Origin of the sequence: Pseudomonas sp. JUb52 (genome assembly GCF_004341115.1) — a bacterium.
GTDB classification, from domain to species: domain Bacteria; phylum Pseudomonadota; class Gammaproteobacteria; order Pseudomonadales; family Pseudomonadaceae; genus Chryseomonas; species Chryseomonas oryzihabitans.
Genome location: NZ_SLYS01000008.1, coordinates 207,769 through 229,453 on the forward strand (window position 1 = coordinate 207,769; position 21,685 = coordinate 229,453).

General features: G+C 65.7%; 23 protein-coding genes. 8 read left to right on the top strand and 15 right to left on the bottom strand.

All coding sequences use genetic code 11. The features are described 5' to 3' along the window. Positions 1-7: 7 nt before the first annotated feature. From EC839_RS15380 to EC839_RS15390, 3 genes are read right to left on the bottom strand one after another with little or no spacing between them, the layout of a single operon-like run. A complete protein-coding gene (locus tag EC839_RS15380) occupies positions 8-685 on the bottom strand; it encodes an amino acid ABC transporter permease (protein ID WP_007162151.1) in 678 nt (225 codons plus the stop codon). A 7-nt stretch (positions 686-692) separates the two neighbouring features. Next, complete coding sequence (locus EC839_RS15385) at positions 693-1,355, bottom strand: amino acid ABC transporter permease (protein ID WP_007162150.1); 663 nt, start codon at positions 1,353-1,355, stop codon at positions 693-695. Between the two features lie 10 nt (positions 1,356-1,365). Beyond that, the gene (locus EC839_RS15390; protein WP_007162149.1) at positions 1,366-2,124 is read right to left on the bottom strand and encodes a transporter substrate-binding domain-containing protein; all 759 of its coding nucleotides are present in this window, start codon (positions 2,122-2,124) and stop codon (positions 1,366-1,368) included. 264 nt (positions 2,125-2,388) lie between these two features. On the opposite strand from EC839_RS15390, the gene EC839_RS15395 reads away from it, so the two are divergent. From EC839_RS15395 to EC839_RS15415, 5 genes are all read left to right on the top strand, one after another. Beyond that, on the top strand, positions 2,389-3,291 hold the full coding sequence (locus EC839_RS15395) for a LysR substrate-binding domain-containing protein (RefSeq protein WP_007162148.1): 903 nt from the start codon (positions 2,389-2,391) through the stop codon (positions 3,289-3,291). Between the two features lie 89 nt (positions 3,292-3,380). Then, a complete protein-coding gene (locus EC839_RS15400) occupies positions 3,381-3,692 on the top strand; it encodes a DUF6482 family protein (RefSeq protein ID WP_007162147.1) in 312 nt (103 codons plus the stop codon). A gap of 159 nt (positions 3,693-3,851) precedes the next feature. After that, positions 3,852-4,271, top strand: a complete 420-nt coding sequence (locus EC839_RS15405) for a DUF4440 domain-containing protein (RefSeq protein ID WP_007162146.1) — start codon at positions 3,852-3,854, stop codon at positions 4,269-4,271. Between the two features lie 143 nt (positions 4,272-4,414). After that, complete coding sequence (locus EC839_RS15410; protein WP_007162145.1) at positions 4,415-5,440, top strand: TerC family protein; 1,026 nt, start codon at positions 4,415-4,417, stop codon at positions 5,438-5,440. 16 nt (positions 5,441-5,456) lie between these two features. Next, a complete protein-coding gene (locus EC839_RS15415; RefSeq protein ID WP_007162144.1) occupies positions 5,457-5,744 on the top strand; it encodes a hypothetical protein in 288 nt (95 codons plus the stop codon). A 266-nt stretch (positions 5,745-6,010) separates the two neighbouring features. Here the strand turns inward: EC839_RS15415 and EC839_RS15420 are convergent, their stop codons facing one another. Further along, positions 6,011-6,484, bottom strand: coding sequence for a GreA/GreB family elongation factor (locus EC839_RS15420; RefSeq protein ID WP_007162143.1), 474 nt, complete (start codon positions 6,482-6,484; stop codon positions 6,011-6,013). 141 nt (positions 6,485-6,625) lie between these two features. On the opposite strand from EC839_RS15420, the gene EC839_RS15425 reads away from it, so the two are divergent. After that, positions 6,626-7,459 (top strand): DUF1206 domain-containing protein, encoded by an 834-nt coding sequence (locus tag EC839_RS15425; RefSeq protein WP_007162142.1) that lies wholly within the window; start codon positions 6,626-6,628, stop codon positions 7,457-7,459. Here EC839_RS15425 and EC839_RS15430 read toward each other — a convergent pair. From EC839_RS15430 to EC839_RS15445, 4 genes are all read right to left on the bottom strand, one after another. Then, positions 7,456-8,181, bottom strand: coding sequence for a Mut7-C RNAse domain-containing protein (locus EC839_RS15430; protein WP_007162141.1), 726 nt, complete (start codon positions 8,179-8,181; stop codon positions 7,456-7,458). The genes EC839_RS15425 and EC839_RS15430 overlap by 4 nt on opposite strands. A 57-nt stretch (positions 8,182-8,238) precedes the next feature. Further along, a complete protein-coding gene (hrpA, locus tag EC839_RS15435) occupies positions 8,239-12,264 on the bottom strand; it encodes an ATP-dependent RNA helicase HrpA (protein ID WP_007162140.1) in 4,026 nt (1,341 codons plus the stop codon). 143 nt (positions 12,265-12,407) lie between these two features. Beyond that, positions 12,408-13,187: an SGNH/GDSL hydrolase family protein gene (locus EC839_RS15440; RefSeq protein ID WP_007162139.1), complete on the bottom strand. Its 780-nt coding sequence runs from the start codon at positions 13,185-13,187 to the stop codon at positions 12,408-12,410. 152 nt (positions 13,188-13,339) lie between these two features. After that, positions 13,340-15,019, bottom strand: coding sequence for a long-chain fatty acid--CoA ligase (locus tag EC839_RS15445; protein WP_132832737.1), 1,680 nt, complete (start codon positions 15,017-15,019; stop codon positions 13,340-13,342). 259 nt (positions 15,020-15,278) lie between these two features. On the opposite strand from EC839_RS15445, the gene EC839_RS15450 reads away from it, so the two are divergent. Next, positions 15,279-15,749: a MaoC family dehydratase gene (locus tag EC839_RS15450; protein WP_007162137.1), complete on the top strand. Its 471-nt coding sequence runs from the start codon at positions 15,279-15,281 to the stop codon at positions 15,747-15,749. 200 nt (positions 15,750-15,949) lie between these two features. Here the strand turns inward: EC839_RS15450 and EC839_RS15455 are convergent, their stop codons facing one another. The 3 genes from EC839_RS15455 to EC839_RS24565 are packed head-to-tail and all read right to left on the bottom strand — an operon-like array spanning position 15,950 to position 17,864. After that, positions 15,950-16,525 (bottom strand): DUF1349 domain-containing protein, encoded by a 576-nt coding sequence (locus EC839_RS15455; protein WP_007162136.1) that lies wholly within the window; start codon positions 16,523-16,525, stop codon positions 15,950-15,952. A gap of 53 nt (positions 16,526-16,578) precedes the next feature. Next, positions 16,579-17,649 carry a chemotaxis response regulator protein-glutamate methylesterase gene (locus tag EC839_RS15460; RefSeq protein WP_007162135.1) on the bottom strand — a complete coding sequence of 357 codons (1,071 nt, stop codon included), beginning with the start codon at positions 17,647-17,649 and terminating at the stop codon, positions 16,579-16,581. Then, positions 17,646-17,864, bottom strand: coding sequence for a hypothetical protein (locus tag EC839_RS24565; protein WP_256681073.1), 219 nt, complete (start codon positions 17,862-17,864; stop codon positions 17,646-17,648). Before EC839_RS24565 ends, EC839_RS15460 begins: the two co-directional genes overlap by 4 nt. Before the next feature lie 47 nt (positions 17,865-17,911). On the opposite strand from EC839_RS24565, the gene EC839_RS24570 reads away from it, so the two are divergent. Then, entirely contained in the window at positions 17,912-18,160 is a 249-nt protein-coding gene (locus tag EC839_RS24570) for a hypothetical protein (protein WP_256681074.1), read from the top strand. Here EC839_RS24570 and EC839_RS15470 read toward each other — a convergent pair. The 4 genes from EC839_RS15470 to EC839_RS15485 all read right to left on the bottom strand — a co-directional run bounded on the left by EC839_RS15470 (position 18,157) and on the right by EC839_RS15485 (position 21,682). After that, entirely contained in the window at positions 18,157-18,960 is an 804-nt protein-coding gene (locus EC839_RS15470) for a protein-glutamate O-methyltransferase CheR (protein WP_007162133.1), read from the bottom strand. The two genes, EC839_RS24570 and EC839_RS15470, sit on opposite strands and share 4 nt — an antisense overlap. A gap of 10 nt (positions 18,961-18,970) precedes the next feature. Further along, a complete protein-coding gene (locus EC839_RS15475; protein ID WP_007162132.1) occupies positions 18,971-19,441 on the bottom strand; it encodes a chemotaxis protein CheW in 471 nt (156 codons plus the stop codon). After that, a complete protein-coding gene (locus tag EC839_RS15480; RefSeq protein ID WP_132832738.1) occupies positions 19,441-21,096 on the bottom strand; it encodes a methyl-accepting chemotaxis protein in 1,656 nt (551 codons plus the stop codon). Before EC839_RS15480 ends, EC839_RS15475 begins: the two co-directional genes overlap by 1 nt. Before the next feature lie 82 nt (positions 21,097-21,178). After that, on the bottom strand, positions 21,179-21,682 hold the full coding sequence (locus EC839_RS15485; protein WP_007162130.1) for a chemotaxis protein CheW: 504 nt from the start codon (positions 21,680-21,682) through the stop codon (positions 21,179-21,181). Positions 21,683-21,685 lie beyond the last annotated feature (3 nt).

Consider the following 21,685-nt stretch of genomic DNA (forward strand, 5'->3'; position numbering starts at 1 on the left):
TGCCTCTCTAGGATGGATTGCGGGTCAGCGGACGACCCAGGCGCCGCTCGAGGTAGCGGCTGAGCCAGCTGAGCAGCGAGCAGATGATGAAGTAGACGAGCAATACTGTGCCGTAGACGGTGAAGGCGGGACTGGCGCCGGTCATCATGGTGGTACGCTCGATCAGGGTCTGGCCGGTCTTGAGGAATTCGCCCACCCCGACCAAGGCGCCCAGGGACGTGGCCTGGACCAGCAGGGTGAGCAGTCCGGTATAGGCCGGCAGAATGGCCTTGAGCGACTGGGGCCCGACGATGTGCAGGTAGATGCGCCAGCGCGGCAGGCCCAGCGCCCAGGCACTTTTCCACTGGTGCCTGGACACCGCCTGCAAGCCGCCGCGAACGATCTCGATGCCGTTGGCGCTGCCCCAGAGGGTCAGCCCGGTAGTGACCGCGGCAAAGGGCGACAGATCCAGCCCGAGAAGGGGCGCGCCGAAGAAGATGAAGAAGACGTTGACTATCAACGGGATCGAGCGGAACAGCTCCACATAGCCATGGATGAGCCAGCCTAGCCAGCGCTGCGGCAGCGTGGCTAGCACCCCGAACACCACCGAAACCAGGGTGGTGAAGAGCAGCACGACCAGCGCCAACTGCAGGGTCATCAGCAGGCCCTTGACCACGAAATTCCAGTTTTCCAGAAAGAAACTCATGGGTGCCTCACTGCCGGAACGGCCGTTGCAGATGAGCCGACAGCCGCTGAGTTGCCATCGCTAGTACCGCTACCAAGCCGAGGTAGAGCACACAGATGGCGCTGAACATCTCCAAGGCGCGGAAATCCGTGGCAATGCGATCCACCGCGACAAAGGTCAGCTCGGCCAACCCGATGGCCTGCAGATAGGAGGAGTTCTTCAGCAGCGAGATAGCGGTATTGAGCACCGCCGGCAAGGCCGTGCGCACGGCGATGGGCAAGGCGATCAGGCAGAAGTACTGCCAGGGCTTGAGATTGAGGGCCAGACTCGCCTCGCGCATGCCGCGCTCCACCGTGGCCAGGCCGCCACGCAGATTCTCGATTTGATAGGCACCGGCCCAGAGCGACAGGCAGAGCACTCCCGACCAGAACAGCGACAAGCCCAGACCTACTGCCGGCAGGCCGTAGAAGATGAAGAACAGTTGCACCAGGATCGGCGTATTGCGGATCACTTCGACATAGAGTGTGGCCAGCTGTGCCAGCAGCGGGACGCGAAACAATCGCACCGCGCCGCCGACGACGCCTATCACCAGCGACAGTCCGATCGCCAGCAGCGAAACCTTGAGCGTCATCACCAGGCCTTCGAGCAGCGCCGGCCACTGGGCCATGAGATAGTCGAGGTCGAAGTCCATGACCGGGCTCCTAGTGGTTTTCTGCGGGACGCGGCTCTTCGAATACGCTCAGGTAGTAGCTGCGAATGTTTTCCGGGACCAGTCGCTCCACCCAGGGGCGAAACAGATGCTCCTCGTGCATCCGCGCAACCGCGGCGCTCAGATAGTCACGCCACTGCGTCTCGTTCTTGCGCACGCCAATGGCCGCATCGGAAATCTGGAAAGGCTCACCCACCAGCCGGACGCCATCGTCATGGGCGGTGACCACCACCAGGGTCGCGGCATCATGGGTGTAGGCATCGACCCGGCCCTGGCGAAAGGTCTGCAAGGCGTCAGCCGCGCTGTTCATGCGCAGCGTCTTGACCTCCGGCTCATGGTCTTCGAACCACTTGGCCTGGACCGAGCCTTTGAGCGTAGCCAGGGTCTTGCCCCTGAGGGCCGCGATAGAATCGATGCCGCTGTCCTTGCGCACCAGCACATCGCTGGCACCCCAGCGGTAGGGGGTGGTGAAGTCGATTACCCGCTGCCGCTCCGGGGTCACCCCGAGGGTGGCGATCAGCATGTCCACCTTGCGGCCGAGTAGCTGCGGCACGCGATTTTCGGCGGTGACACAGGTAAAGCTCACCTTGTCTCGCGAACCCAGGGCCCACTCGGCAATCTGCCGGGACATCTCCACCTCCACGCCAGCGAAATCGCCGTTGCTGTCTTGGTAGCCATAGGGTGGCTGATCGCAGCGTACCCCGGCGCGTAGCAGGCCGGCCTCGGCGAGCGTGGCGGGTACGGGGGGCAAGGGGGCAGCCTGAACGAAGCTGACAAGGCCAAGCGCCAGAACGGCTGCGGAAAACGCGCGATACGACATGGTGCCTCCTAGAAGAAAGGTGACTACCGCCGGCAGCAGCCGGAGACAGGACTATGAGGGCAGATCGGAAGATGCAGCGTGGGTCGTCTGTGCCTGGCGTTCATAGCGCCCTGGCTCTTTTGTAAGACTTATGGCGTCATGCTGGCAAATGCCAATACGCTAGGTAGCCATACAAATCTGATATGGGATGAACGGATGAACATGAAACAGGTGGAGGCCTTTCGCGCGACCATGCTGTCTGGCTCCATGACCGCAGCGGCCGAGGCCCTGCATACCTCGCAACCCAATATCAGCCGGCTGATTGCCCAGCTGGAACGCAGCTGCAGTTTCCGCTTATTCGAGCGTATCGCCGGCCGCCTGCTGCCCACCGAAGAAGGCACAGCGCTGTTCCGCGACGTCGAGCGCGCCTTCGTTGGTTTGGACAGCCTGCAAGCATCGGCGCGCGCTATCGCCCAAGGCGGAACCGGCCGCCTGCGCATCGCCGCGGTACCCTCGCTGTCACTTACCCTGCTGCCCCGGGTCGTGCAGCGCTTTCGCGAGCGTCATCCACACGCCGCCATCACCATCCACACCAGCGATTCGCCGACGGTGGCGCACTGGACAGCCTCGCAGTTCTGCGATCTGGGACTGGCATCCTACGTCGGCGAACAATTGCCGGGGGTCACGGCGGAGCTGCTCAGCGATGTGCCTGGCGTCTGCGTCTTCCCGCGTGGCCACTGCCTGAGCCAGCTGGAGCAGGTAACGCCGGCGGATCTGGCCGGCGAGGAATTCATCTCGCTGGTTCCGGGCGACAGCACTCGCACGCGCATCGATCGCCATTTTCAGGAGCCAGCGGAGCGACGTCGACTGAATCTGGAGACGCCTTATGCCGCCACCATCTGTGCCATGGTTGGCCTCGGTCTGGGCGTCAGCATCGTCAGTCCGCTGGTAGCGCAGGACTATCTCCACGCCGGTCTGGACTGGCGGCCCTTCCAGCCGGCGATCCGCTTCACCAGCTATCTGCTGCTGGTGGATCACCGCCCGGCAGGCACTCTGGCTCTGGCCTTCGCTACGGAAATGCGTGCCACCCTCCACGAGGCGGTACGCCAATGGCAATGACCGGAACTCCCACCCCCGCTCCCGCCTCGAATCCTTACCTACTCCTGCCGCTGCGCAGGGCTCGTTAGCGTGATAACCGAGGTGTATCGATGAATGTCAAAGAGCTGAATCAGCAGGTCAAGGCCGGCGCGGTCAAGGAAGTCAACCTGGTGTCCATGGAAGGCGGCTCCTACGTCATCCATGCGCTGGTGGAAGGCACCTCGGTCCCGGTCGCCGATGACAAGGGCGCCACCCTGCACGTGGCCTCGGTGGAAGAAGCCCGGCGCATCCTCGATGACGTCAAGGACGTACGCCTGTTCATCGCCCAGCCGGCGGTCTATGAAGAGATGGTCGGCCAGCCGGTGAGCCAGACCGATTCGCGCGAAGAGATCCCGCTGCGGTCGACGATCGACAACCGCTGATCCACCTCGCCCCCGCCGTCGCCGGCAACCGGCGGCGACACCTCCGTGCCCCGGACGCCTCGCGCAGGCGTCACCCTCGAGCGATAGGTCGCCACGGCGCAACCACCCGGGATTGATTGTTATATTATAACAGTCGCCTATCAGCCCGAGGATTCCGTCATGTCGATCGCCGCTCCTGCCCGCTCCAACGAAGAGATCGCCTGCCTGGCCGGCGCCAAGGCCGCGCTGTACACCTGGGCCGCGACCGTTGCCACCCGCGACGTGGAGGCCATCCTTGCGCTCTATGCCGCGGACGCCATCCTGGTGCCCACGCTCTCCAACGAGGTACGCGACAACGAGGAAAGCCGCCGCGAGTACTTCCGCAACTTCCTCGCCAACGACGGGCTGGTGTGCGATGTGCAGATCTTCAAGAAGAGGGTCAGCAGCAAGCTCGGCACCGTGGTGGTCGGCGGGCTCTATGTCTTCCACTATCGGGAAGGCGAGCAGGCCATCAGCGTGCCCGCGCGCTTCCTCTTCACCTTCGAGCAGATCGACGGCCGCTGGCTGATCACCGGCCACCACTCCTCCCGAGAAGCCTGAGCTAGAGCGGTTGCATTTTGTAAAACTGCAATCCTTGCCGAATGTGCGCGAGTTCGAAATCCTGTCCTGGTGACCCGGGCCCCTCTGACGGCGTGTGCCGCCATGTCGAGTCATAGTCTTGAAACTTGACTAAGGAGGGGCTCATGAACGCCCTGCATGCATTCTTCTTCGCCGACTTCCTCGGCACCGCCACCTGGATGTGGCTCACCTTCTTCGCCGTCGTCATCGCACTGCTGGCCTTCGACCTGGGTGTGCTCCACAAGGAGAACAAACCCATCGAGGTCAAGGAGAGCCTGCTGCTGTCCGCCGGCTACATCAGTGCGGGTCTGCTGTTCGCCCTCTTCGTCTGGCAGCTCAAGGGCGCCGACGCCAGTCTCGACTACGTCACCGGCTTCCTCATCGAAAAGTCGCTGTCCATGGACAACGTCTTCCTGATGGCGGTGATCTTCGGCTTCTTCGCCATCCCCCGCGAGTACCAGCACCGGGTGCTGTTCTGGGGCATCCTCGGGGTGATCGTGCTGCGCGCCATCATGATCGGCCTGGGCGCGGCCCTCATCCACCAGTTCGACTGGATCCTCTATCTCTTCGGCGCCTTCCTGGTGATCACCGGGGTCAAGATGCTGTTCGCCAAGGTGGATGAAGAGCCCAACCTCGACGACAACGTCTTCATCAAATTCCTGCGCAAGAAAATGCGGGTGACCGATGAGCTGCATGGCGATCATTTCTTCGTGCGCCAGCCCGATGCCAGTGGCAAAGCGGTGCTCTGGGCGACCCCGATGTTCCTGGCGCTAGTCGTGATCGAGTGCGCCGACCTGGTGTTCGCGGTGGACAGCGTGCCGGCGATCTTCGCCATCACCCAGGACCCCTTCATCGTCTACACCTCCAACGTCTTCGCCATCCTGGGCCTGCGCGCGCTGTACTTCGCCCTGGCGGCGATGATTCATCGCTTCGCCTACCTCAAGTACGCCCTGGCGCTAGTGCTGGTGTTCATCGGCTGCAAGATCTTCCTGGTGGGCATCATCGGCAAGATTCCGCCGGCGATCTCCCTGAGCGTGACCCTGGGCCTGCTGGCCGGTGGCGTGCTGGTCTCGCTGTACAAGACCCGCGGCGAAGCCAAGCACAGCGCCGCCGGTCCTGAGCCGCGCGATTCGCTGAAGCGGCCTTCATGACAAGGAGCGGACGAACATGAGCACCAAAGCCATCCTCGGACTTGCCGGCATCCTTCTGCTGCTCGGCCTCGGCGGCTGCGACAGCGCCGAGAAGGCAGCGGACAGCTTCGCCACCAAGGTGGAAGAAGCCGCCCGCGAACAGGCCCGGGAAACCCTGGGCGGGACTCTCGACGAGCTGAACAGGAAGGTCGACGAGGCCCAGCAGCAGAGCCGCGCCTGGCTGGATCAGCACCGGCCGAAGCAGGACAAGGAAGAGGCCGTACCGCCCAGGGCCAACCGGCCGGTGGAAGGGGTGGAGACCTGAGAGAGGGGTCCGTAGGCGCGGCCCATGGCCGCGACTACCGTCAACGGCGTCTCATGGCGCCGTAGCGCGGAAAACGGCGTAGCCTTTTCCACTGGGGCTTCGTGGAAGGGCACCCTCACCCCAACCCTCTCCCGAGGGGAGAGGGAGCTATCCGAGCGGGCATTCATCTCCATTGGCACCGGCAAGCCTGCGATCCGCCGTCATTGCCCAGTCCATGGGAGCGGAACAAGGCCACGACGGAGATAGGACGTTACCTCTGCCCTACGCTAATACACCGCCAGGATCTCCTGCCGGTGCACCTTGCCTTCCACGGTCACCGCCACCTCGTCGCCCTCCTCCCGCCCGAGCAATGCCTGACCGAGGGGCGCGCGCGGGGAGATCACCAGCACCTCCTGACCATCCAGCCTGACCTTGAGTCCCGCCGCATCCGGGCCGAGGAACAGCCAGCGGCTGGCCGTGGCGGTAGTGAGTTCAATCAGGGCGCCGACGCGGACACCGTCGCTCATGGTCATGGGAGTTAGCGCGCGGTAGGCGGCCAGGGCCAGCTCGATCTCGTGCAGACGGCGGCGTTGGCCATCGGCCAGGTAGGCCTCTTCCAGACCGCGGGTGTCGTACTTGTTCTCGGCCTTGCTTTCGCTGTGGGTGGCCGCTTCATGGCTGGCCGCCAATTGCTGGCTGATGACCTCGCGGTCGGCTTCCAGCGCCTGGAGAATGAGGGTGAGCAGTCGAGCTTTGTCCATGAAACTGTCGCCGAGGCAAAGGGTGCGAGCCTAAGGCCTAACGCCACGTCCCGCCAGCATCCCCGGTGCGCCTGTCCGCCCGCCAGAACCCGTACGCGGGCCGCCGGTCAGTACAAGGCAGGATGTAACAGGACATAACAGATGCGCACCCGTACCGGACTCACTCTCCTGGCCCGCGGCGGCTATGCCGCCCGCGGTCTCGTCTATCTCATCATCGGCGTGCTGGCGCTGCTGGCTGCACGCGGCTCCGGCCAACCAGCGGACAGCCACGACAGCCTGGAAGCCCTGCTCGCCCAGCCCTTCGGCCACTTCCTGGTCGGCCTGGTGGTGGTCGGCCTGGTCGCCTTCGCGGCCTGGCGCATCCTCCAGGCCATCCGCGATGTGGATGACCATGGCAGCAAGCCCAAGGGCCTGGTGATCCGCGCCGGCCTGCTGGTGGGTGGCATCACCTATGGTGCCCTGGCCTTCTTCGCCCTGGGCCTGCTGGTCAGTGGTCTGCGCCAGGGCGGTGGCTCGGGTGGGGAAACCAACGATCTACTGCAAACGCTCCTCGGTTGGCGCTATTCCAACCTGCTGGTGTACGTCGCCGCGCTGATTCCGCTGGGCGTGGGCCTCGCCCATTTCGTGAAGGGCTGGAAGGCCAGCTTCGAGCGTTATCTCGAAGCCAGTCCGGAGCAGCTGCGATTGATCCGGCCCGTCGGTCGCTTCGGCCTTATCGCTCGGGGCGTGGCCTTCGTCGAGATCGCCGTCCTGCTGGTGGTCAGCGGTTCGCGCTACCAGGCGCTGCATCCGCCGGGCATGAAGGACGCCCTGAACGGCCTGCAGAATCTGCCCTTTGGCGGACTGGTGCTGTCCGTGGTCGGCCTCGGCCTGATCGCCTTCGCCTGCTACAGCTTCGCGGAAGCCTGGTGGCGGCGCATCGAGATGGACCTGCCGGACGTGGGCGGCTCGCTGCGCCAGGTATTGCCGCGTTAGACCAGCGCCAGCCGCTCGCGCATGGCGCGCCAGTGGCTGCCTTCCCAGAACAGCTTGTCGCAGTGCGGACAGTGCAGGAAATGCCGGTGGCGTTCCCGCACGCGCGGAGGCAGGCGGTCGGCGACCTCTGCCAGGCTGACCGCCTGCAGACTCGAGTTGCAGGCCAGACAGCGCGAAAAGGGCAACGCCCAGGGACGCAGACCCAGGCGCTGGTAGAGCTCCTGCAGCTGCGCCTCCGGACGCAGGGCATGCACATAGCAGCCATGCAGCACCTGCCGTCGCTTGAGCAATTCACGATCCCGGGTGAGCAGGATACGTTCCTCGCGCCGGGCGAGATCGGCCAGGGCCGGATCGGCATAGGCGTTGTCGTACAGGGTATCGAAGCCCGCCATGCGCAGACGCCGCGCCAACGCGCCGAGGTGTGCATCGGCGACAAAGCGCGGACGCCCTGCCCCTGGATGACCAGGCGCGGATTCGCCTGAGCTCTCGGCCTGCGCCGGATGAACGATGACCTCATCGCCGTCGTCCAGTCGCTGCGTCAGCGCAGCCGCCTCGCCGTTGATCAGCAGCAGACCCACCTCGGTATGGGGCACACCGAGGGCTTCGATCTGATGCTTGACGCTCGCCACCGCGGCGCATTCGACCCGGATCACCCGGCCGCGACGGGTCGGGGCCAGAAAGCGTTCGAGGGCGCCGTGGAAGCGAAAGCTGGCCTGGGTCATGGCCTCACTATGCCAGCGGCCGACCCGGGCCTGGGAGGGTTCCGATGGATGACCGCGCTAGGCCTCCACCAGACTCCACTGCTTGTTCAATCGCTTGTCCGACACCGGCATCCGCGTGCCCAGCTGCTGGGCCCAGAGGGATACGCGGTATTCCTCCAGCATCCAGCGATAGAGCTCCAGATTGGCGTCGCGCTTGCCCTCCTGGCCATGCTTGGCGGCGCGGGCGCGATACTGCTCCCAGAGCCCGGCCAGCTCCCCGCTCCAGACGCGATCGCGCTGCACCTGGCTGCCGAGCTTGTCGAAGCGCTGCTCGATGGCCTTCAGATAGCGCGGATACTCCTTGAGCCATTCCAGAGGCGTATCCCGGACGAAACCGGGATAGACCAGGCTGGCCAGTTGCGCCTTGATGTCGTTCAAGGCGACCGCCTGGGCCAGGTCGATGCGACCCTTGAATTTCTTCTGCAGGCCATGCCAGAGCTTGAGGATCTCCAGGGTCAGGCGCGCGATCCGTTCGGCCTGCTCGGTCCAGCCGCCCTTGCGCCGCTCGGCCAGTGAAGCCAGGCCTGCGCCATCGCGGGGCAGCTCGGCGTCGTCGGCAAGGATGGCGGCGTCCAGGCTGGCCAGCAGGATGTCTTCCACCAGGGCTTCCGGCCGACCCAGTTCGCGGTGCAGCAGGCCCAGTTCGGTGAGGCCGGGCAGCTTGCCGCGCAGGAACTTGGCCTGCTCCGCCAGTTGCTGCAGCAGCAGTCGCTGCAGGGCGCGGCGATGCTGGTAGCGCGCTTCGGCCTGGGTGGCGAAGCGGCCTTCGCGCACCGTGCCCTGCTCGTCCACCAGCGCCGGATAGACCGTCATGGAAAGGCCGGCCACCTGCTGCTGGGTCTTGGCCGCCACCTCGGCGAAGGCCTTGGCCTCCACCGGGCGCTGCTCCTGGCGTTTCTGCGTCGGCAGGGCCAGAGCCGCCTGGCTCTCCTGGGCGAAGCGCGCCGTCACCTCGGCCAGGTCGCGGCCTTCGCCCAGCGGCTTGCCCTGGGCATCGACCACCTCGAGATTCATGCGCAGGTGCGGATCCAGGCCGGCTTCGGCCTCCGGCCAGGCCTCGTCGGGGATACGGGCGCCGGTCATGCGCTGCAATTCGCGCCCCAGGGCCTCGTGCAGCGAGCCCTCGCCGAAGGGGATCTTGTCCAACGCCGCGCGAACGAAATCCGGCACCGGGACGAAATTCTTGCGCAGCGCCTTGGGCAGGTTGCGCACCAGGGCCACGCAGCGGTCGTAGAGCAATCCCGGCACCAGCCAGTCGAGCCGCTGCGGCGGCAGCTGCGGCAACAGCGGCGCCGGCACTCGCAGGGTGACGCCGTCGCGCGGATGGGTCGGGTCGAATTCGTAGGACAGCGGCAGAATCAGCTCGCCCAGGCGCAGGGTGTCCGGATACTGGGCAGCGGTCACCTCGCTGGCTTCGCGGGCGAGGACGTCTTCCTCCCGCATAATCAGCAGATCGGGCTGCCTGGCGCTCTCGCGGCGGTACCAGCTATCGAAAGTGGCGGTCTGGTAGACGTCCGCCGGCAGACGCGCAGCATAGTAGTCGAACAGCGTTTCCTCATCGGCGAGGATGTCGCGGCGGCGGGCCTTGGCTTCCAGTTCGTCCAGCCGCTCCAGCAGCGCCCGATTGGCGGCCAGGCACTTGGCGCGGCTGTTGATCTCGCCGCGTACCAGGCCTTCGCGGATGAACAGCTCGCGGGCGGCAGGCGGATCTATGGGGCCGAAATGCACCGGGCGGCGGCCGACCACGATCAGGCCATAGAGGGTGACCTGTTCATAGGCCACCACCTGGCCGCGCTTCTTCTCCCAGTGGGGCTCCAGGTGCGTCTTCTTGACCAGGTGGCCCGCCACCGGCTCGATCCAGTCCGGCTCGATCTTGGCCACCATACGGGCGAACAGCTTGGTGGTCTCCACCAGCTCCGCGGCCATGATCCAGTTGGGTTTCTTGCGGCCGATGACGCTGCTGGGATGGATCCAGAAGCGCCGCTGGCGCGCCCCCAGGTAGTCGCCGTCTTCGCTCTTCTGGCCGATCTGGCTGAGCAGGCCGGCGAGAATGGCCTTGTGCAGCGCCGCATAGCCACGGGCGCGTACCGCCGCCTCGCTGGCTTCGGCGTGTTGCTGGGCCTTGGCGTTGACGTGCTTGTCGGTGGTCGGCGCAGGTCGGTTGCCGACTTCCGCCGGTGCCGGCGCCGGACTGTCGGCCTTACGCGCCTGGAGCCCCAGTTCGCGGCACAGCAGGGTCAGCTGGCGATGGGCATCGCGCCACTCGCGCAGCCGCAGGTAGTTGAGGAAGTGCTTGCGGCACCAGCTGCGCAGGGCGTTGGAGCCTAGCGCCTGGCGCTGCTCTTCGAAACCGTGCCAGAGATTGACCAGGGCGGCGAAGTCCGAATCCGGGTCCTTCCACTGGGCATGGGCCTGATCGGCCTGGGTCTGGCGGTCGGCGGGGCGCTCGCGCGGGTCCTGCACCGACAGGGCGCTGGTGACGATCAGCACCTCGGCGAGGCTGCCCTGCTCGGTCGCTTCGAGCAGCATGCGGCCCAGGCGCGGATCGACGGGCAGGCGCGCCAGTTGCCGCCCCAGGGGCAGCAGGCGCCCCTCGACGTCCACCGCCGAGAGTTCCTGCAACAGGGTGAAGCCGTCCTTGATCGCCTTGCCATCCGGCGGCTCGATAAAGGGGAAGTCTTCGATGCGACCCAGGCGCAGATGCAGCATCTGCAGGATCACCGCCGCCAGGTTGGTGCGCAGGATCTCCGGATCGGTAAAGGTCGGTCGACCGAGGAAATCCTCTTCGCTGTAGAGGCGGATGCAGATGCCCGGCTCGACCCGGCCGCAGCGGCCCTTGCGCTGGTTGGCGCTGGCCTGGGAGATGGCTTCGATGGGCAGGCGCTGGACCTTGGCTCTATAGCTGTAGCGACTGATGCGCGCGGTGCCGCTGTCGATCACGTAGCGGATGCCCGGCACGGTCAGCGAGGTCTCGGCGACGTTGGTCGCCAGCACGATCTTGCGTCCCGGACGCGGCTGGAAGATCTTCTGCTGCTCGGCCGGCGTCAGGCGCGCATAGAGCGGCAGCACCTCGGTGAATTTCAACTGGGCCTTGCGCAGGACCTCGGCGCAGTCGCGGATCTCGCGCTCGCCGGGCAGGAACACCAGCACATCACCCGGGCGCTGACCAACGCTGCGCTCGTGGGCCTCGATCTCGTCCAGTGCCTGGAGGATGCCCTGGTCCACCGAGAGATCGTCCACCAGCCGTTCGCCGTCTTCGTCCACCTCGGCGCTGAGGGGGCGATACCAGGTCTCCACCGGATAGGTCCGCCCGGACACCTCGACGATGGGCGCGCCGTCGAAATGCCGGGAGAAGCGCTCCAGGTCGATGGTGGCCGAGGTGATGATCAGCTTGAGATCGGGGCGACGCGGCAGCAGGGTCTTGAGAAAGCCCAGCAGGAAGTCGATGTTGAGACTGCGCTCGTGGGCCTCGTCGACGATGATGGTGTCGTAGCGTTCGAGAAAGCGGTCGTGCTGGGTCTCGGCCAGCAGGATGCCGTCGGTCATCAGCTTGATCAGGGTGGCATCGGTGCTCTGATCCTCGAACCGCACCTGATAGCCGACCAGTTCGCCCAGCGGCGAACCCAGTTCCTCCGCCACCCGGGCGCCCACGCTGCGCGCCGCCAGCCGGCGCGGCTGGGTGTGGCCGATCAGCCCCTGCACACCCCTGCCCAATTCCAGACAGATCTTGGGCAGCTGGGTGGTCTTGCCCGAACCGGTCTCACCGGCGATCACCACCACCTGGTGGCCGGCGATGGCGCGCTTGATCTCCTCGCGCTTGGCGGCGATCGGCAGGGCGTCGTCGTAACGGATGGTCGGCACGCTGGCACGCCGCGCCTCGACCTTGGCGCAGGACGCCTGGAAACGCTCCAGCCACTGGGCTTCGCGGGCCGGATCAGGCTGTTTCTGCAGGGCCTGGAGCTGGCGCCTCAGGCGATGGCGATCGGCGTTGAAGGCCTGATCCAGGTTGGCGGCGAGACGGGCAACGGAGGGGGTATCGGTCATGAAACTCTTTCGACGGCGGTCGCTTGGACCGGTAAGTGTAAAAGAGTTGGGGGGTGCGGCGGGGCTTTACAAGAACGGCGGGCGGAAAACCGCCGGGTTGCCCGCCCCTGCGCGACGTCTGGTCGCGCAGGGGCGGTAGCACATCAGCGCTTGGCCTGGACGCTGGCCACGTTCAACTTGGCCGGCGGCGTGCGCAGGGCCATGTCCAGCGACTGTAGGGCCTTCCAGGCGTCCTGTTGCAGATCGGCGGGATCGGCGTGATCGAACTTGATCTTTTCGCCGGCGGCCGGCAGCGGCGGACGGGTGCCGTAGATCAGCGCATAGAAGACCGAGGCGGTCAGGTAGGTACCGGTAAAGGACGGGTGGCTGCCGTCGGGCAGGAACAGACCCGGTTGCGGCTGATCGGCCAGGGCCTTCTGCCAGGCCTGGCCCACCGGGGCCAGCAGCGCGCCGGTTTCCTTGGCCAGGGGGGTGTAGACGCTGTCCAGCTGCGCCTGCATGGTCGGGTTGTTCTGCCGGGCCCAGGTCAGGTAGAGGATCGGCTGGGCACCGTCCTTGCGCGCCAGGTCGGCGATCAGGCGCACGTACTGACGGGTCAGGTCCGGATTCTTCACCGGCATCATGCTGTGGTCCTGGATCACCACGTAGTCGTAGTTGGCCTTGGCCAGCTCGTCCTGCACGTCGTGGCGCTTCCAGTGTTCCTCGAGGCTGGCGCCGCTGAAGGTCACATGCTTGACGTCCAGCGGGCGCGACTGACCGGCGTCAACGGACATTTGACGGACCATCGCCGGCAGATCGTTGACGAAGGTGTAGCTGTTGCCCACGAACAGGACGCGGATGGGTTCACCGGCCTGGACCTGACCGAGCACGCTGGAGCCCAGCAGGAAAAGGCCCAGCACGGCCTGGCGTACGCTAATTCGCATGGTGTGTCCTCAAGGAAAGAGGTCGGAGAGGTGACGGCAAAATGCCGCCTGCGGTTTATACCCGAACCTCTAGCGAAAACCATGCTTGGAAACCGGTGGCACCGCTACCAGTCGACGAGAGGTAGCGGCGCGGGGGACATAGTGAAGTCCTGTTACGCCTTCTTGAGTTCGGCGTCACGCAGTTCGCGACGCAGGATCTTGCCGACGTTGGTGGTCGGCAGGCTGTCGCGGAACTCCACCAGCTTGGGGCGCTTGTAGCCGGTGACGTTGTCGTGCATGTGCTTGAGCACCTGCTCGGTGGTCAGGGACGCACCGGGCTTGAGCACCACGAACACCTTGATCTTCTCCCCCGCCACCTCGTCGGGGATACCGATGGCGGCGCACTGCAGCACCCCGGGCAACTGGGAGAGTACCTCTTCCAGCTCGTTGGGATAGACGTTGAAGCCGGACACCAGGATCATGTCCTTCTTGCGATCGACGATGCGCAGATAGCCATCCGGCTCGATCACGGCGATGTCGCCGGTGCGCAGCCAGCCCTCGGCGTCCAGCACCTCGGCGGTGGCCTCGGGACGCAGCCAGTAGCCCTTCATGACCTGGGGGCCCTTGACGCACAGTTCGCCGGGGGTATCGAAGCCCTGGGCCACGCCATCTGCATCCACCACCTTGCAGTCGGTGCCCGGCACCGGCACGCCGATGGTGCCCAGCCGGCGCCGCTCCAGCGGATTGAAGCTCACCACCGGACTGGTCTCAGTCATGCCGTAGCCTTCGCAGATGCCGCAGCCGGTCACCTCTTCCCAGCGCAGGGCCACGGATTGCTGCAGCGCCATGCCACCGGAAAAGGTCACCTTGAGCTGGGAGAAATCCAGCTGGCGGAAATCCTCGTTGTTGCACAGGGCGGCGAACAAGGTGTTGAGGCCGACGAAGCCGTTGAAGCGCCACTGCCGCAGTTCCTTGACCAGCGCCGGCAGGTCGCGCGGATTGGTGATCAGGACGTTGTGGTTGCCCTGGATCAGCATGGCCATGCAGTGAATGGTGAAGGCATAGATGTGATAGAGCGGCAGCGGCGCGATCATCACCTGGGCGCCGCCGCCCAGGTACTTGGTCATCAGCACCTGGCATTGCAGCATGTTGGCCACCAGATTGCGGTGGGTCAGCATGGCGCCCTTGGCGATGCCGGTGGTGCCGCCGGTGTACTGCAGCACGGCGACGTCCTCGGCCGCCGGGTCGGCGTCGACGAAATCGACGTGCTCGCCCTTGGTCATGGCATCGACGAAGCGGATGGAATGGGGAATGCGATAGGCCGGCACCATCTTCTTTACATGGCGGACCACGGCGTTGACCAGCAGGCGCTTGAAGGTCGGCAGCAGGTCGCCGACCTCGGTGATGATGACGTGCCGGATGTCGGTCTGCGGCAGCACCTGTTCGGCCAGGTGCGCCATGTTGGCCAGGCAGACCAGCGCCCGGGCGCCGGAATCCTTGAACTGGTGCTGCATCTCGCGGGCGGTGTACAGCGGGTTGGTGTTGACCACCACCAGGCCGGCGCGCATGGCGCCAAAGACCACCACCGGATACTGCAGCACATTGGGCATCTGCACGGCGATGCGATCGCCGGGTTGCAGGTCGGTATGCTTTTGCAGGTAGGCAGCGAACTGACCGGACAGCTCATAGAGTTCGCGGTAGCTCAGGGTGCGACCCAGGTTGCTGAACGCCGGGCGCTCGGCGTAGGTCTGGCAGGCCTCGCGGAATACCGCCAGGACGTTGCGATAACGGTCCAGGTCTATGTCTGTCTGGATGCCCTCGGGATATTTGTCACTCCAGAAATTCGGCATCATGCAGCCCGCTCCCGCTCTATGGTTATTGTTCGTTGGAGTGCCGTGATCAGCGCTGAACCGGCCCTGCGAGCCTAGCAGCTTTGCCCTGCCCGCAACAGCATCAATATCCGCCCCGAACGTCACCTAATGACCAGATGGTCAATTATGGTCACCTTCTCTCGGGGCTTTTCCGGGCGTCGATTAGCCTCGGGCGGCGAGCCTGGGTAGAATGCCCGGCTTCGCGGCGTCCGCCGCCTTGTCACAGCTGCCGGAGCGCGTCATGAGCCTGACCGAAAACATCCCTTATGAAGCCCTCGAGATCGGCCAGAAGGTGACCGTGACCCGCACCATCGAGCAGCGCGATGTGCTGCTGTTCGCCGCCCTCTCCGGGGACTGCAACCCGCTGCACCTGGACGCCGAATTCGCCGCCAAGACGCTGTTTCGCGAGCCCATCGCCCACGGCATGCTCAGTGGCGCCCTGATCAGCGCCGCGGTGGCCTGCAACCTGCCGGGCCCGGGCACCCTCTATGTCGACCAGACCATGACGTTCGAAAAGCCGGTCAAGCTGGGCGATACCCTGACGGTGGAAATCGAGGTGCTGGAAAAGCTGCCGAAGTTTCGCGTGAACCTGGCCACCCGGGTGTTCAACCAGCACGGTGACAAGGTCGTCGACGGGGTCGCCAAGGTGGTCGCCCCGCGCAAGCCGGTGCAGGTGCAGCAGGTCGAACTGCCCCCCGTCACCGTCGGCTGATGTTCAGCAACGATCTGCTGCGCGTCGGCCTAACTGCGTTAAAAATGCCCTGGGTGGCCAGCTCCGTCGGAATGCTCATTTACCATTTGTAAACTCGAGCGCGAGTCCGATCCGCTTCCTCAGGCGTTTTTTGCGGGGCCGCCTAGGCCTTGTTTGGCTCTAGCTCGCTAGATCGTAAAACATAGCTTAGCAACACCACCTCAACTCAGATCGGCCAGGCCTCGCTGCAGCGGGGCCTGCAGACTGAAGTCGCTGAACGCCACCTCCATGCCACCCCGCTCCGGGGTGCCACAGACCGGGCCGACCCGGTACTCGGCGGCGGCGGGCAGGCTGGCCAGGCGCAGCAGCGGCCAGCGCTGACCGTCGAGCGAGGCCTGGACCCGCAGGGTGCCCTGGGTCAGGGTAATCCTCAACCACAACTCTTCGCGCTCGCCCAGCGGTGCGCCCACGGCCAGATCCGAGCGTCCCAGGGTCAGGACGCTGAGCAATTGCGGGGTATCGTCGAAGTAGCCGATGCCGGCCCGCAGCCAATGCTGTTCGTCGATCCGCACCATCAAGCCGGCATGGTCGCCCTGGTTCTTGCAGCGCGCCGCCACCCGCAGCTGGGCGGTGAAGCCGCTGGTGACCCGGGCGCCGAAGAAGTGACCACTGTGGCGCTCGCCGCCGTCGTGGGTGTGGTTCCAGAAGTCACTGTGGCGATCGGTGATGACCCGCAGCCGCTCGGGCTCGGCCAGCCAGGTTTCGGGCTCGTTGATCCAGTGGCAGATGTCGAACATGGGGCTCTCCTCGCGTGCTCGCGCTTGGAGTCCCGCCTGCCCCGCAAGTTCGTCTAGGCCCCACCTTTGAGGATGGCGGCGGCGATCTGGTTGAGGCCGATCTCCTGCTCCACCGCGCCGAGCTTCATGGCTTCCTTGGGCATGCCATAGACCACGCAGCTGTCTTCGTCCTGGCCGAGGGTACGGCCGCCAGCCTCGCGCAGCTCCTTGAGCCCACGGGCGCCGTCGTCGCCCATGCCGGTCATGATGATACCCAGAGCATTGCTGCCGGCGGCCCGCGCCACCGAACGGAACAGCACGTCCACCGAGGGTCGATGACGACTGACCGGCGGGCCGTCGACCACGTCCACCTGGTACTGGGCGCCACTGCGCTTGAGCAGCATGTGGCGACCACCCGGCGCGATCAGCACCCGCCCCGGCAGGACCCGATCGCCATGCCGGGCTTCGCGCACTTCCAGCTCGCAGAGGCGATCCAGGCGTTCGGCGAAGGCGGCGGTGAAGCGCTCGGGCATGTGCTGGACCACCACGATGCCGGGGCAGACCCGCGGCAGCGAGGTCAGCACCGCCTCCAGGGCCTGGGTGCCACCGGTGGAGGTGCCCAGGGCGACGATGCGTTCGGTGGTGCGCGCCATGGCCGGACTGCCGCCGGCCGGGAGGATGGCGTCGGCGCTGAGCTTGGGCGTCGGCACCACCGGCACGCCACGCGGCGCCAGGCGCTTGAGATTGGCCCGGGCGGCGGCCTTGACCGCGCTGGTGAGGTCGTCCGAGGCGTCTTTGAGGAATTGCTTGAGGTTGGCCTGGGGCTTGGTGACGATGCTGACCGCCCCGGCGGCCATGGCCTGCAGGGTGGTGGCGGCACCCTTCTCGGTCAGGGTCGAGCAGATCACCACCGGGGTCGGGCGCTCGGCCATGATCTTCTTGAGAAAGGTGATGCCGTCCATGCGCGGCATCTCCACGTCCAGCACGATGACGTCGGGCCACTGCTTGCGCATCTTGTCCTGGGCGAACACCGGGTCGGCGGCGACCCCCAACACCTCGATGGCCGGATCCTCCGCGAGACTCTGGGCGAGCACCTGCCGCACCACGGCGGAGTCGTCGACGATAAGGACCTTGATCTTGTTCATGGAGTAAGTCTCGTAAGCGGCGGAACATAGGGTAGCTCCACCTGTTGCATGAGCACCCGGCCGTCGACGAGGTCCAGGGACAGTTTGCGATGGCCGGCGCCGCGGACGTGGGTCCGCTTCGCATGGATACCGGCCTGGGCCAGTTGCGCCAGCGCCGCCTCGACATTGACGTCGCCAATGTTGCGTACGCGATCGCGCAGGAGCTGGGGAAACATGTTGCCACCCCGTAGAGGTGCACCTGGTAGCCGGGCAGATCGCCGCCATGGCGGGCGATCGCGTCCAGCATCAACTGCAGGGATTCGTCGACATAGTGACCGTCGGCGGGCGCGCCGGGCGCGGCGCGCTGGCGCGTGGGCAACAGCGCATGGGTCATGCCGCCGAGGCGTCGCTGCGGGTGCCAGAAGACAAAGGATACGCAGGAGCCCAGGATGGTCCGGATCCGCAACTCGCCCTGGCCGAAATACCAGTCGCCAGGACGCAGAAACAGTTCCGGCGCGGCTGCCATGGCTAGAGCGGACGTTGATAGATGGAAGGACTGACCATTTTCAAGGCGTCGGTCACCCCGTTGAGGCTCTCGGAATGGCTGACGAAGAAATAGCCACCGGGTCGCAGATGGCGAACCAGACGGGCCACCACCTGGCGCTTGGTGGGCACGTCGAAGTAGATCATCACGTTGCGCAGAAAGATGATGTCGAAGGTGCCCAGTTCCGGCAGGTTGTTGTTCAGATTGATCTGGCGAAAGGCGATCCGCGCGGTCAGCCGCGGATCCACCAGAAAGGTGCCGTCGTTGTCGCCCACGCCCTTGAAGCAATAGCGCCGCAACAGCGCCGGCGGGATGTTCTCGGCTTCGGCGAGCGGATACTGGGCGTTGCGCGCCTTGGCCAGCACCCGGGTGCTGAGGTCGGAGGCGACGATTTCCCAGGGGCGCTCGCCCAGCCCTTCGGCCAGGGTCATGGCCAGGGTATAGGGCTCCTCCCCCGAGGAGCAGGCGCCGCTCCACAGCCGCAACGGCTGGCGTCTGTCCCAGTTCGGCAGCACCTGCTCGCGCAGGAAGTCGAAGTGCTTGGGCTCGCGGAAGAAGTAGGTCTCGTTGGTGGTCAGGAGATCGACCGCCATCTGGCATTCCGCCTGGTCGCGCTGGATCAGCTGGAAATAGGCGTCGTAGCTGGGCGTGCCGCGCTGGCGCACTCGCTTGGCCAGGCGACCGCTCACCAGCGGGCGCTTGGCATCGGACATGCTGATGCCGGCGACCCGGAAGATGAAGCTACGAAACTGGCGGAATTCGCTGTCGGTCAGCGCGGGGAGTTCCATGGTTCGCGACTCAGGCAGCCGTCATGGCGGCGAGCTGGGCGAGATCGTCTGCGCCCAGGACCCGATCCATGTCGAGCAGGATGACGAAACCGGCACCCTGCTTGGCCATGCCGAGGATGAAGTCGGTGCGGATCGAGGCGCCGAAGCGCGGCGCCGGCTCGATGCCGTCGGCGGCGATCTCCAGCACCTCGCAGACCGCGTCCACCACGATGCCGAATACCTGGGGGCCGCCGTCGACCTGGATCTCCAGCACCACGATGCAGCTGCGGCGGGAGGTCTCGGTCACCTCGTTGCGAAAGCGCACGCCAAGGTCCATGACCGGCACGGCGGCGCCGCGCAGGTTGATGACGCCGCGGATGGCCGGCGGCAGCATGGGTACCGTGGTCACCGCGCCGTACTCGATGATCTCCCGCACGCAACCGGTGTTCACGCCGTAGAGATCACCGGCGAGCTGAAAGGTCAGAAACTGGCGCGATAGCATCAGGCGTGCTCCTCGAAACGGGCGAAACCGGCCGGCACGCTGCCACGGGGCGCGCGACGGGGTGAGTCGATCAGGGCGGAGGTGCGCTCGGCCAGGCTCGGACCCGAGCGGTTGGCGCCGGGACGGGCGACCTGCTGGGCCACCGGCGAACCGCTCAGGGTGAAGAATTCCATCATCTGCTGGAGCTGCTCGGCCTGGCCGCTCATTTCTTCCGCGGTGGCGGCCAGCTCTTCGGACGCCGAGGCATTCTGCTGGGTGATCTGGCTCAGTTGCAGCATGGCGCCGTTGATCTGCTCGACGCCGGCACTCTGCTCTTCGGACGCCGCGGTGATTTCTTGCACCAGGTCGGAGGTCTTGTTGATGGAAGGCACCATCTCGCCCAGCAGGGACCCGGCGCGCTCGGCCAGGGCCACGCTGCTCTTGGCGACGGTGCCGATCTCCTGGGCGGCGACCTGGCTGCGTTCGGCCAGCTTGCGCACCTCGGCGGCCACCACGGCGAAGCCCTTGCCGTGCTCGCCGGCGCGGGCGGCCTCGATGGCGGCGTTGAGCGCCAGCAGATTGGTCTGGTAGGCGATGTCGTCGACGATGCCGATCTTGTCGGCGATGGTCTTCATGGCCACCAGCGTCTCGCGCACGGCCTGACCACCCTCGTCCGCTTCCCGTGCGGCCTTGCCGGCCATGCCGTCGGTGACCTTGGCGTTCTCGGTGTTCTGGGCGATGGAGGCCGACATCTCTTCGATGCTGGCGCTGGTTTCCTCGACGGAGGCTGCCTGTTCGGTGCTGGCCTGGCTCATGCTCTGGGCGGTGGCCGAGACCTCTTCGGAGGCGCTGGCCAGGCCATCGGCCGAGCTGCGCACGTCACTGATGATCTGTGCTAGGGTGGTAGTCATGGTGCGCACGGCGGCCAGCATGCTGGTGGTATCACCCTCGCGGGTCACCACCTCGACGCTCAGGTCACCACGAGCAACGCGCTGCACCACCTCGGCGGCATAGGCCGGTTCGCCACCCAGCTGCCGGATCAGGCTGCGGGTGATCAGGTAGCCGAGCAGGATTGCGATCAGGGTCGCCACCGCGCCGATCACCAGCATCAGGTTACGCGCATCCACATAGGCGGCCGTGGCCGCTTCGCCAGCTTCCTGCATGCGCTGGGCCTGCAGGTCGTTCATGGCGCCGAGGGCGGCGACCAGCTCGTTGTTGTTGGGGGCGAAGACGTTCAGCAGATAGTCCCGGGCCTGGCCGCGGTCGGTATCCAGCAGGCGGAAATACTCGACGTATTTGTCCTGCAAGCGTTGACGCGCATCCAAGACTGCAGCGAGTTTCTGCTTGCCTTCGTCGCTGACGATCTTCTTTTGCAGATCAGCCAGAATGTCATTGTTGGCTGCGCGCAGCTTGGCAATGTCTTCCCTGGTCTTGGCCACGGCGCGCTCATCGTCCAGCAGCAACAGGTTGCGTAGCAGGCGCCCGTTATCCAGGGTGTTGCGTACCAGGGTGTTGGCCTGGACGGTCATGGGGAAACGGAACTTCGACATGTTGTCGGCCGACTCCTTCATGGTGCCCATGTTCAGCAGGGCGACGCCCATGACCAGCAGCAGCATCAGGATGGCGGCCCCGAAACCGAGCGCCAGCTTGGTCGAAACGCGAAGTGTGTTCAGCATGGTGAAAGCGCCTCCGGCGCCGGTTACGACTGTATCGATTAGGAGGCGCCGGTTAACGTCGCCCATGGCAATGCAGGGTCTCTCAGCTGGCGGCCTGGGCCAGGCTCGCCAGTTCGTGTACGTCCAGTACCCGGGCCACGTCGAGCAGGGTCACGAACCCCTCTTCGGACTTGACCATGCCGGCGATGAAGTGCGGCGCCAGGCGACTGCCAAAGGCCGGCGCCGGGCGGATGTCCGCCGCGGCGATTTCCAGCACCTCGCTCACCGCGTTCACCACCACGCCCAGCACCTGGGTGTCTTCGCCATCGCACACCTCCAGGATCACGATGCAGGTCCGCGGGCCGACCCGGGTCGGCTGGCCACCGAAGCGGGCCTCCAGATCGACTACCGGGACCACGGCGCCCCGCAGGTTGATCACCCCGCGAATGCAGGCCGGCATCAGCGGGACCTGGGTCAGCTGGCCGAACTCGATGATCTCGCGTACCGCGAGGGTATCCACCGCATAGGTTTCACCATCGACCACAAAGGTCAGGTGCTGATGGCCGAGGTGTTCGTGGGCGATGTCGCCAAGGGTCAGGGCAGTCATGAA

What these genes read in the sequence shown, in the direction of transcription:
- hrpA (WP_007162140.1), bottom strand. Translation starts at nt 12,264, where the DNA reads ATGACCGATACCCCCTCCGTTGCCCGTCTCGCCGCCAACCTGGATCAG.
- EC839_RS15455 (WP_007162136.1), bottom strand. Translation starts at nt 16,525, where the DNA reads ATGTTCGACATCTGCCACTGGATCAACGAGCCCGAAACCTGGCTGGCC.
- EC839_RS15425 (WP_007162142.1), top strand. Translation starts at nt 6,626, where the DNA reads ATGCGCACCCGTACCGGACTCACTCTCCTGGCCCGCGGCGGCTATGCC.
- EC839_RS15485 (WP_007162130.1), bottom strand. Translation starts at nt 21,682, where the DNA reads ATGACTGCCCTGACCCTTGGCGACATCGCCCACGAACACCTCGGCCAT.
- EC839_RS15385 (WP_007162150.1), bottom strand. Translation starts at nt 1,355, where the DNA reads ATGGACTTCGACCTCGACTATCTCATGGCCCAGTGGCCGGCGCTGCTC.
- EC839_RS15480 (WP_132832738.1), bottom strand. Translation starts at nt 21,096, where the DNA reads ATGCTGAACACACTTCGCGTTTCGACCAAGCTGGCGCTCGGTTTCGGG.
- EC839_RS24565 (WP_256681073.1), bottom strand. Translation starts at nt 17,864, where the DNA reads ATGTTTCCCCAGCTCCTGCGCGATCGCGTACGCAACATTGGCGACGTC.
- EC839_RS15470 (WP_007162133.1), bottom strand. Translation starts at nt 18,960, where the DNA reads ATGGAACTCCCCGCGCTGACCGACAGCGAATTCCGCCAGTTTCGTAGC.
- EC839_RS15405 (WP_007162146.1), top strand. Translation starts at nt 3,852, where the DNA reads ATGTCGATCGCCGCTCCTGCCCGCTCCAACGAAGAGATCGCCTGCCTG.
- EC839_RS15400 (WP_007162147.1), top strand. Translation starts at nt 3,381, where the DNA reads ATGAATGTCAAAGAGCTGAATCAGCAGGTCAAGGCCGGCGCGGTCAAG.
- EC839_RS15415 (WP_007162144.1), top strand. Translation starts at nt 5,457, where the DNA reads ATGAGCACCAAAGCCATCCTCGGACTTGCCGGCATCCTTCTGCTGCTC.
- EC839_RS24570 (WP_256681074.1), top strand. Translation starts at nt 17,912, where the DNA reads ATGGCGGGCGATCGCGTCCAGCATCAACTGCAGGGATTCGTCGACATA.
- EC839_RS15445 (WP_132832737.1), bottom strand. Translation starts at nt 15,019, where the DNA reads ATGATGCCGAATTTCTGGAGTGACAAATATCCCGAGGGCATCCAGACA.
- EC839_RS15420 (WP_007162143.1), bottom strand. Translation starts at nt 6,484, where the DNA reads ATGGACAAAGCTCGACTGCTCACCCTCATTCTCCAGGCGCTGGAAGCC.
- EC839_RS15460 (WP_007162135.1), bottom strand. Translation starts at nt 17,649, where the DNA reads ATGAACAAGATCAAGGTCCTTATCGTCGACGACTCCGCCGTGGTGCGG.
- EC839_RS15440 (WP_007162139.1), bottom strand. Translation starts at nt 13,187, where the DNA reads ATGCGAATTAGCGTACGCCAGGCCGTGCTGGGCCTTTTCCTGCTGGGC.
- EC839_RS15430 (WP_007162141.1), bottom strand. Translation starts at nt 8,181, where the DNA reads ATGACCCAGGCCAGCTTTCGCTTCCACGGCGCCCTCGAACGCTTTCTG.
- EC839_RS15380 (WP_007162151.1), bottom strand. Translation starts at nt 685, where the DNA reads ATGAGTTTCTTTCTGGAAAACTGGAATTTCGTGGTCAAGGGCCTGCTG.
- EC839_RS15410 (WP_007162145.1), top strand. Translation starts at nt 4,415, where the DNA reads ATGAACGCCCTGCATGCATTCTTCTTCGCCGACTTCCTCGGCACCGCC.
- EC839_RS15395 (WP_007162148.1), top strand. Translation starts at nt 2,389, where the DNA reads ATGAACATGAAACAGGTGGAGGCCTTTCGCGCGACCATGCTGTCTGGC.
- EC839_RS15450 (WP_007162137.1), top strand. Translation starts at nt 15,279, where the DNA reads ATGAGCCTGACCGAAAACATCCCTTATGAAGCCCTCGAGATCGGCCAG.
- EC839_RS15475 (WP_007162132.1), bottom strand. Translation starts at nt 19,441, where the DNA reads ATGCTATCGCGCCAGTTTCTGACCTTTCAGCTCGCCGGTGATCTCTAC.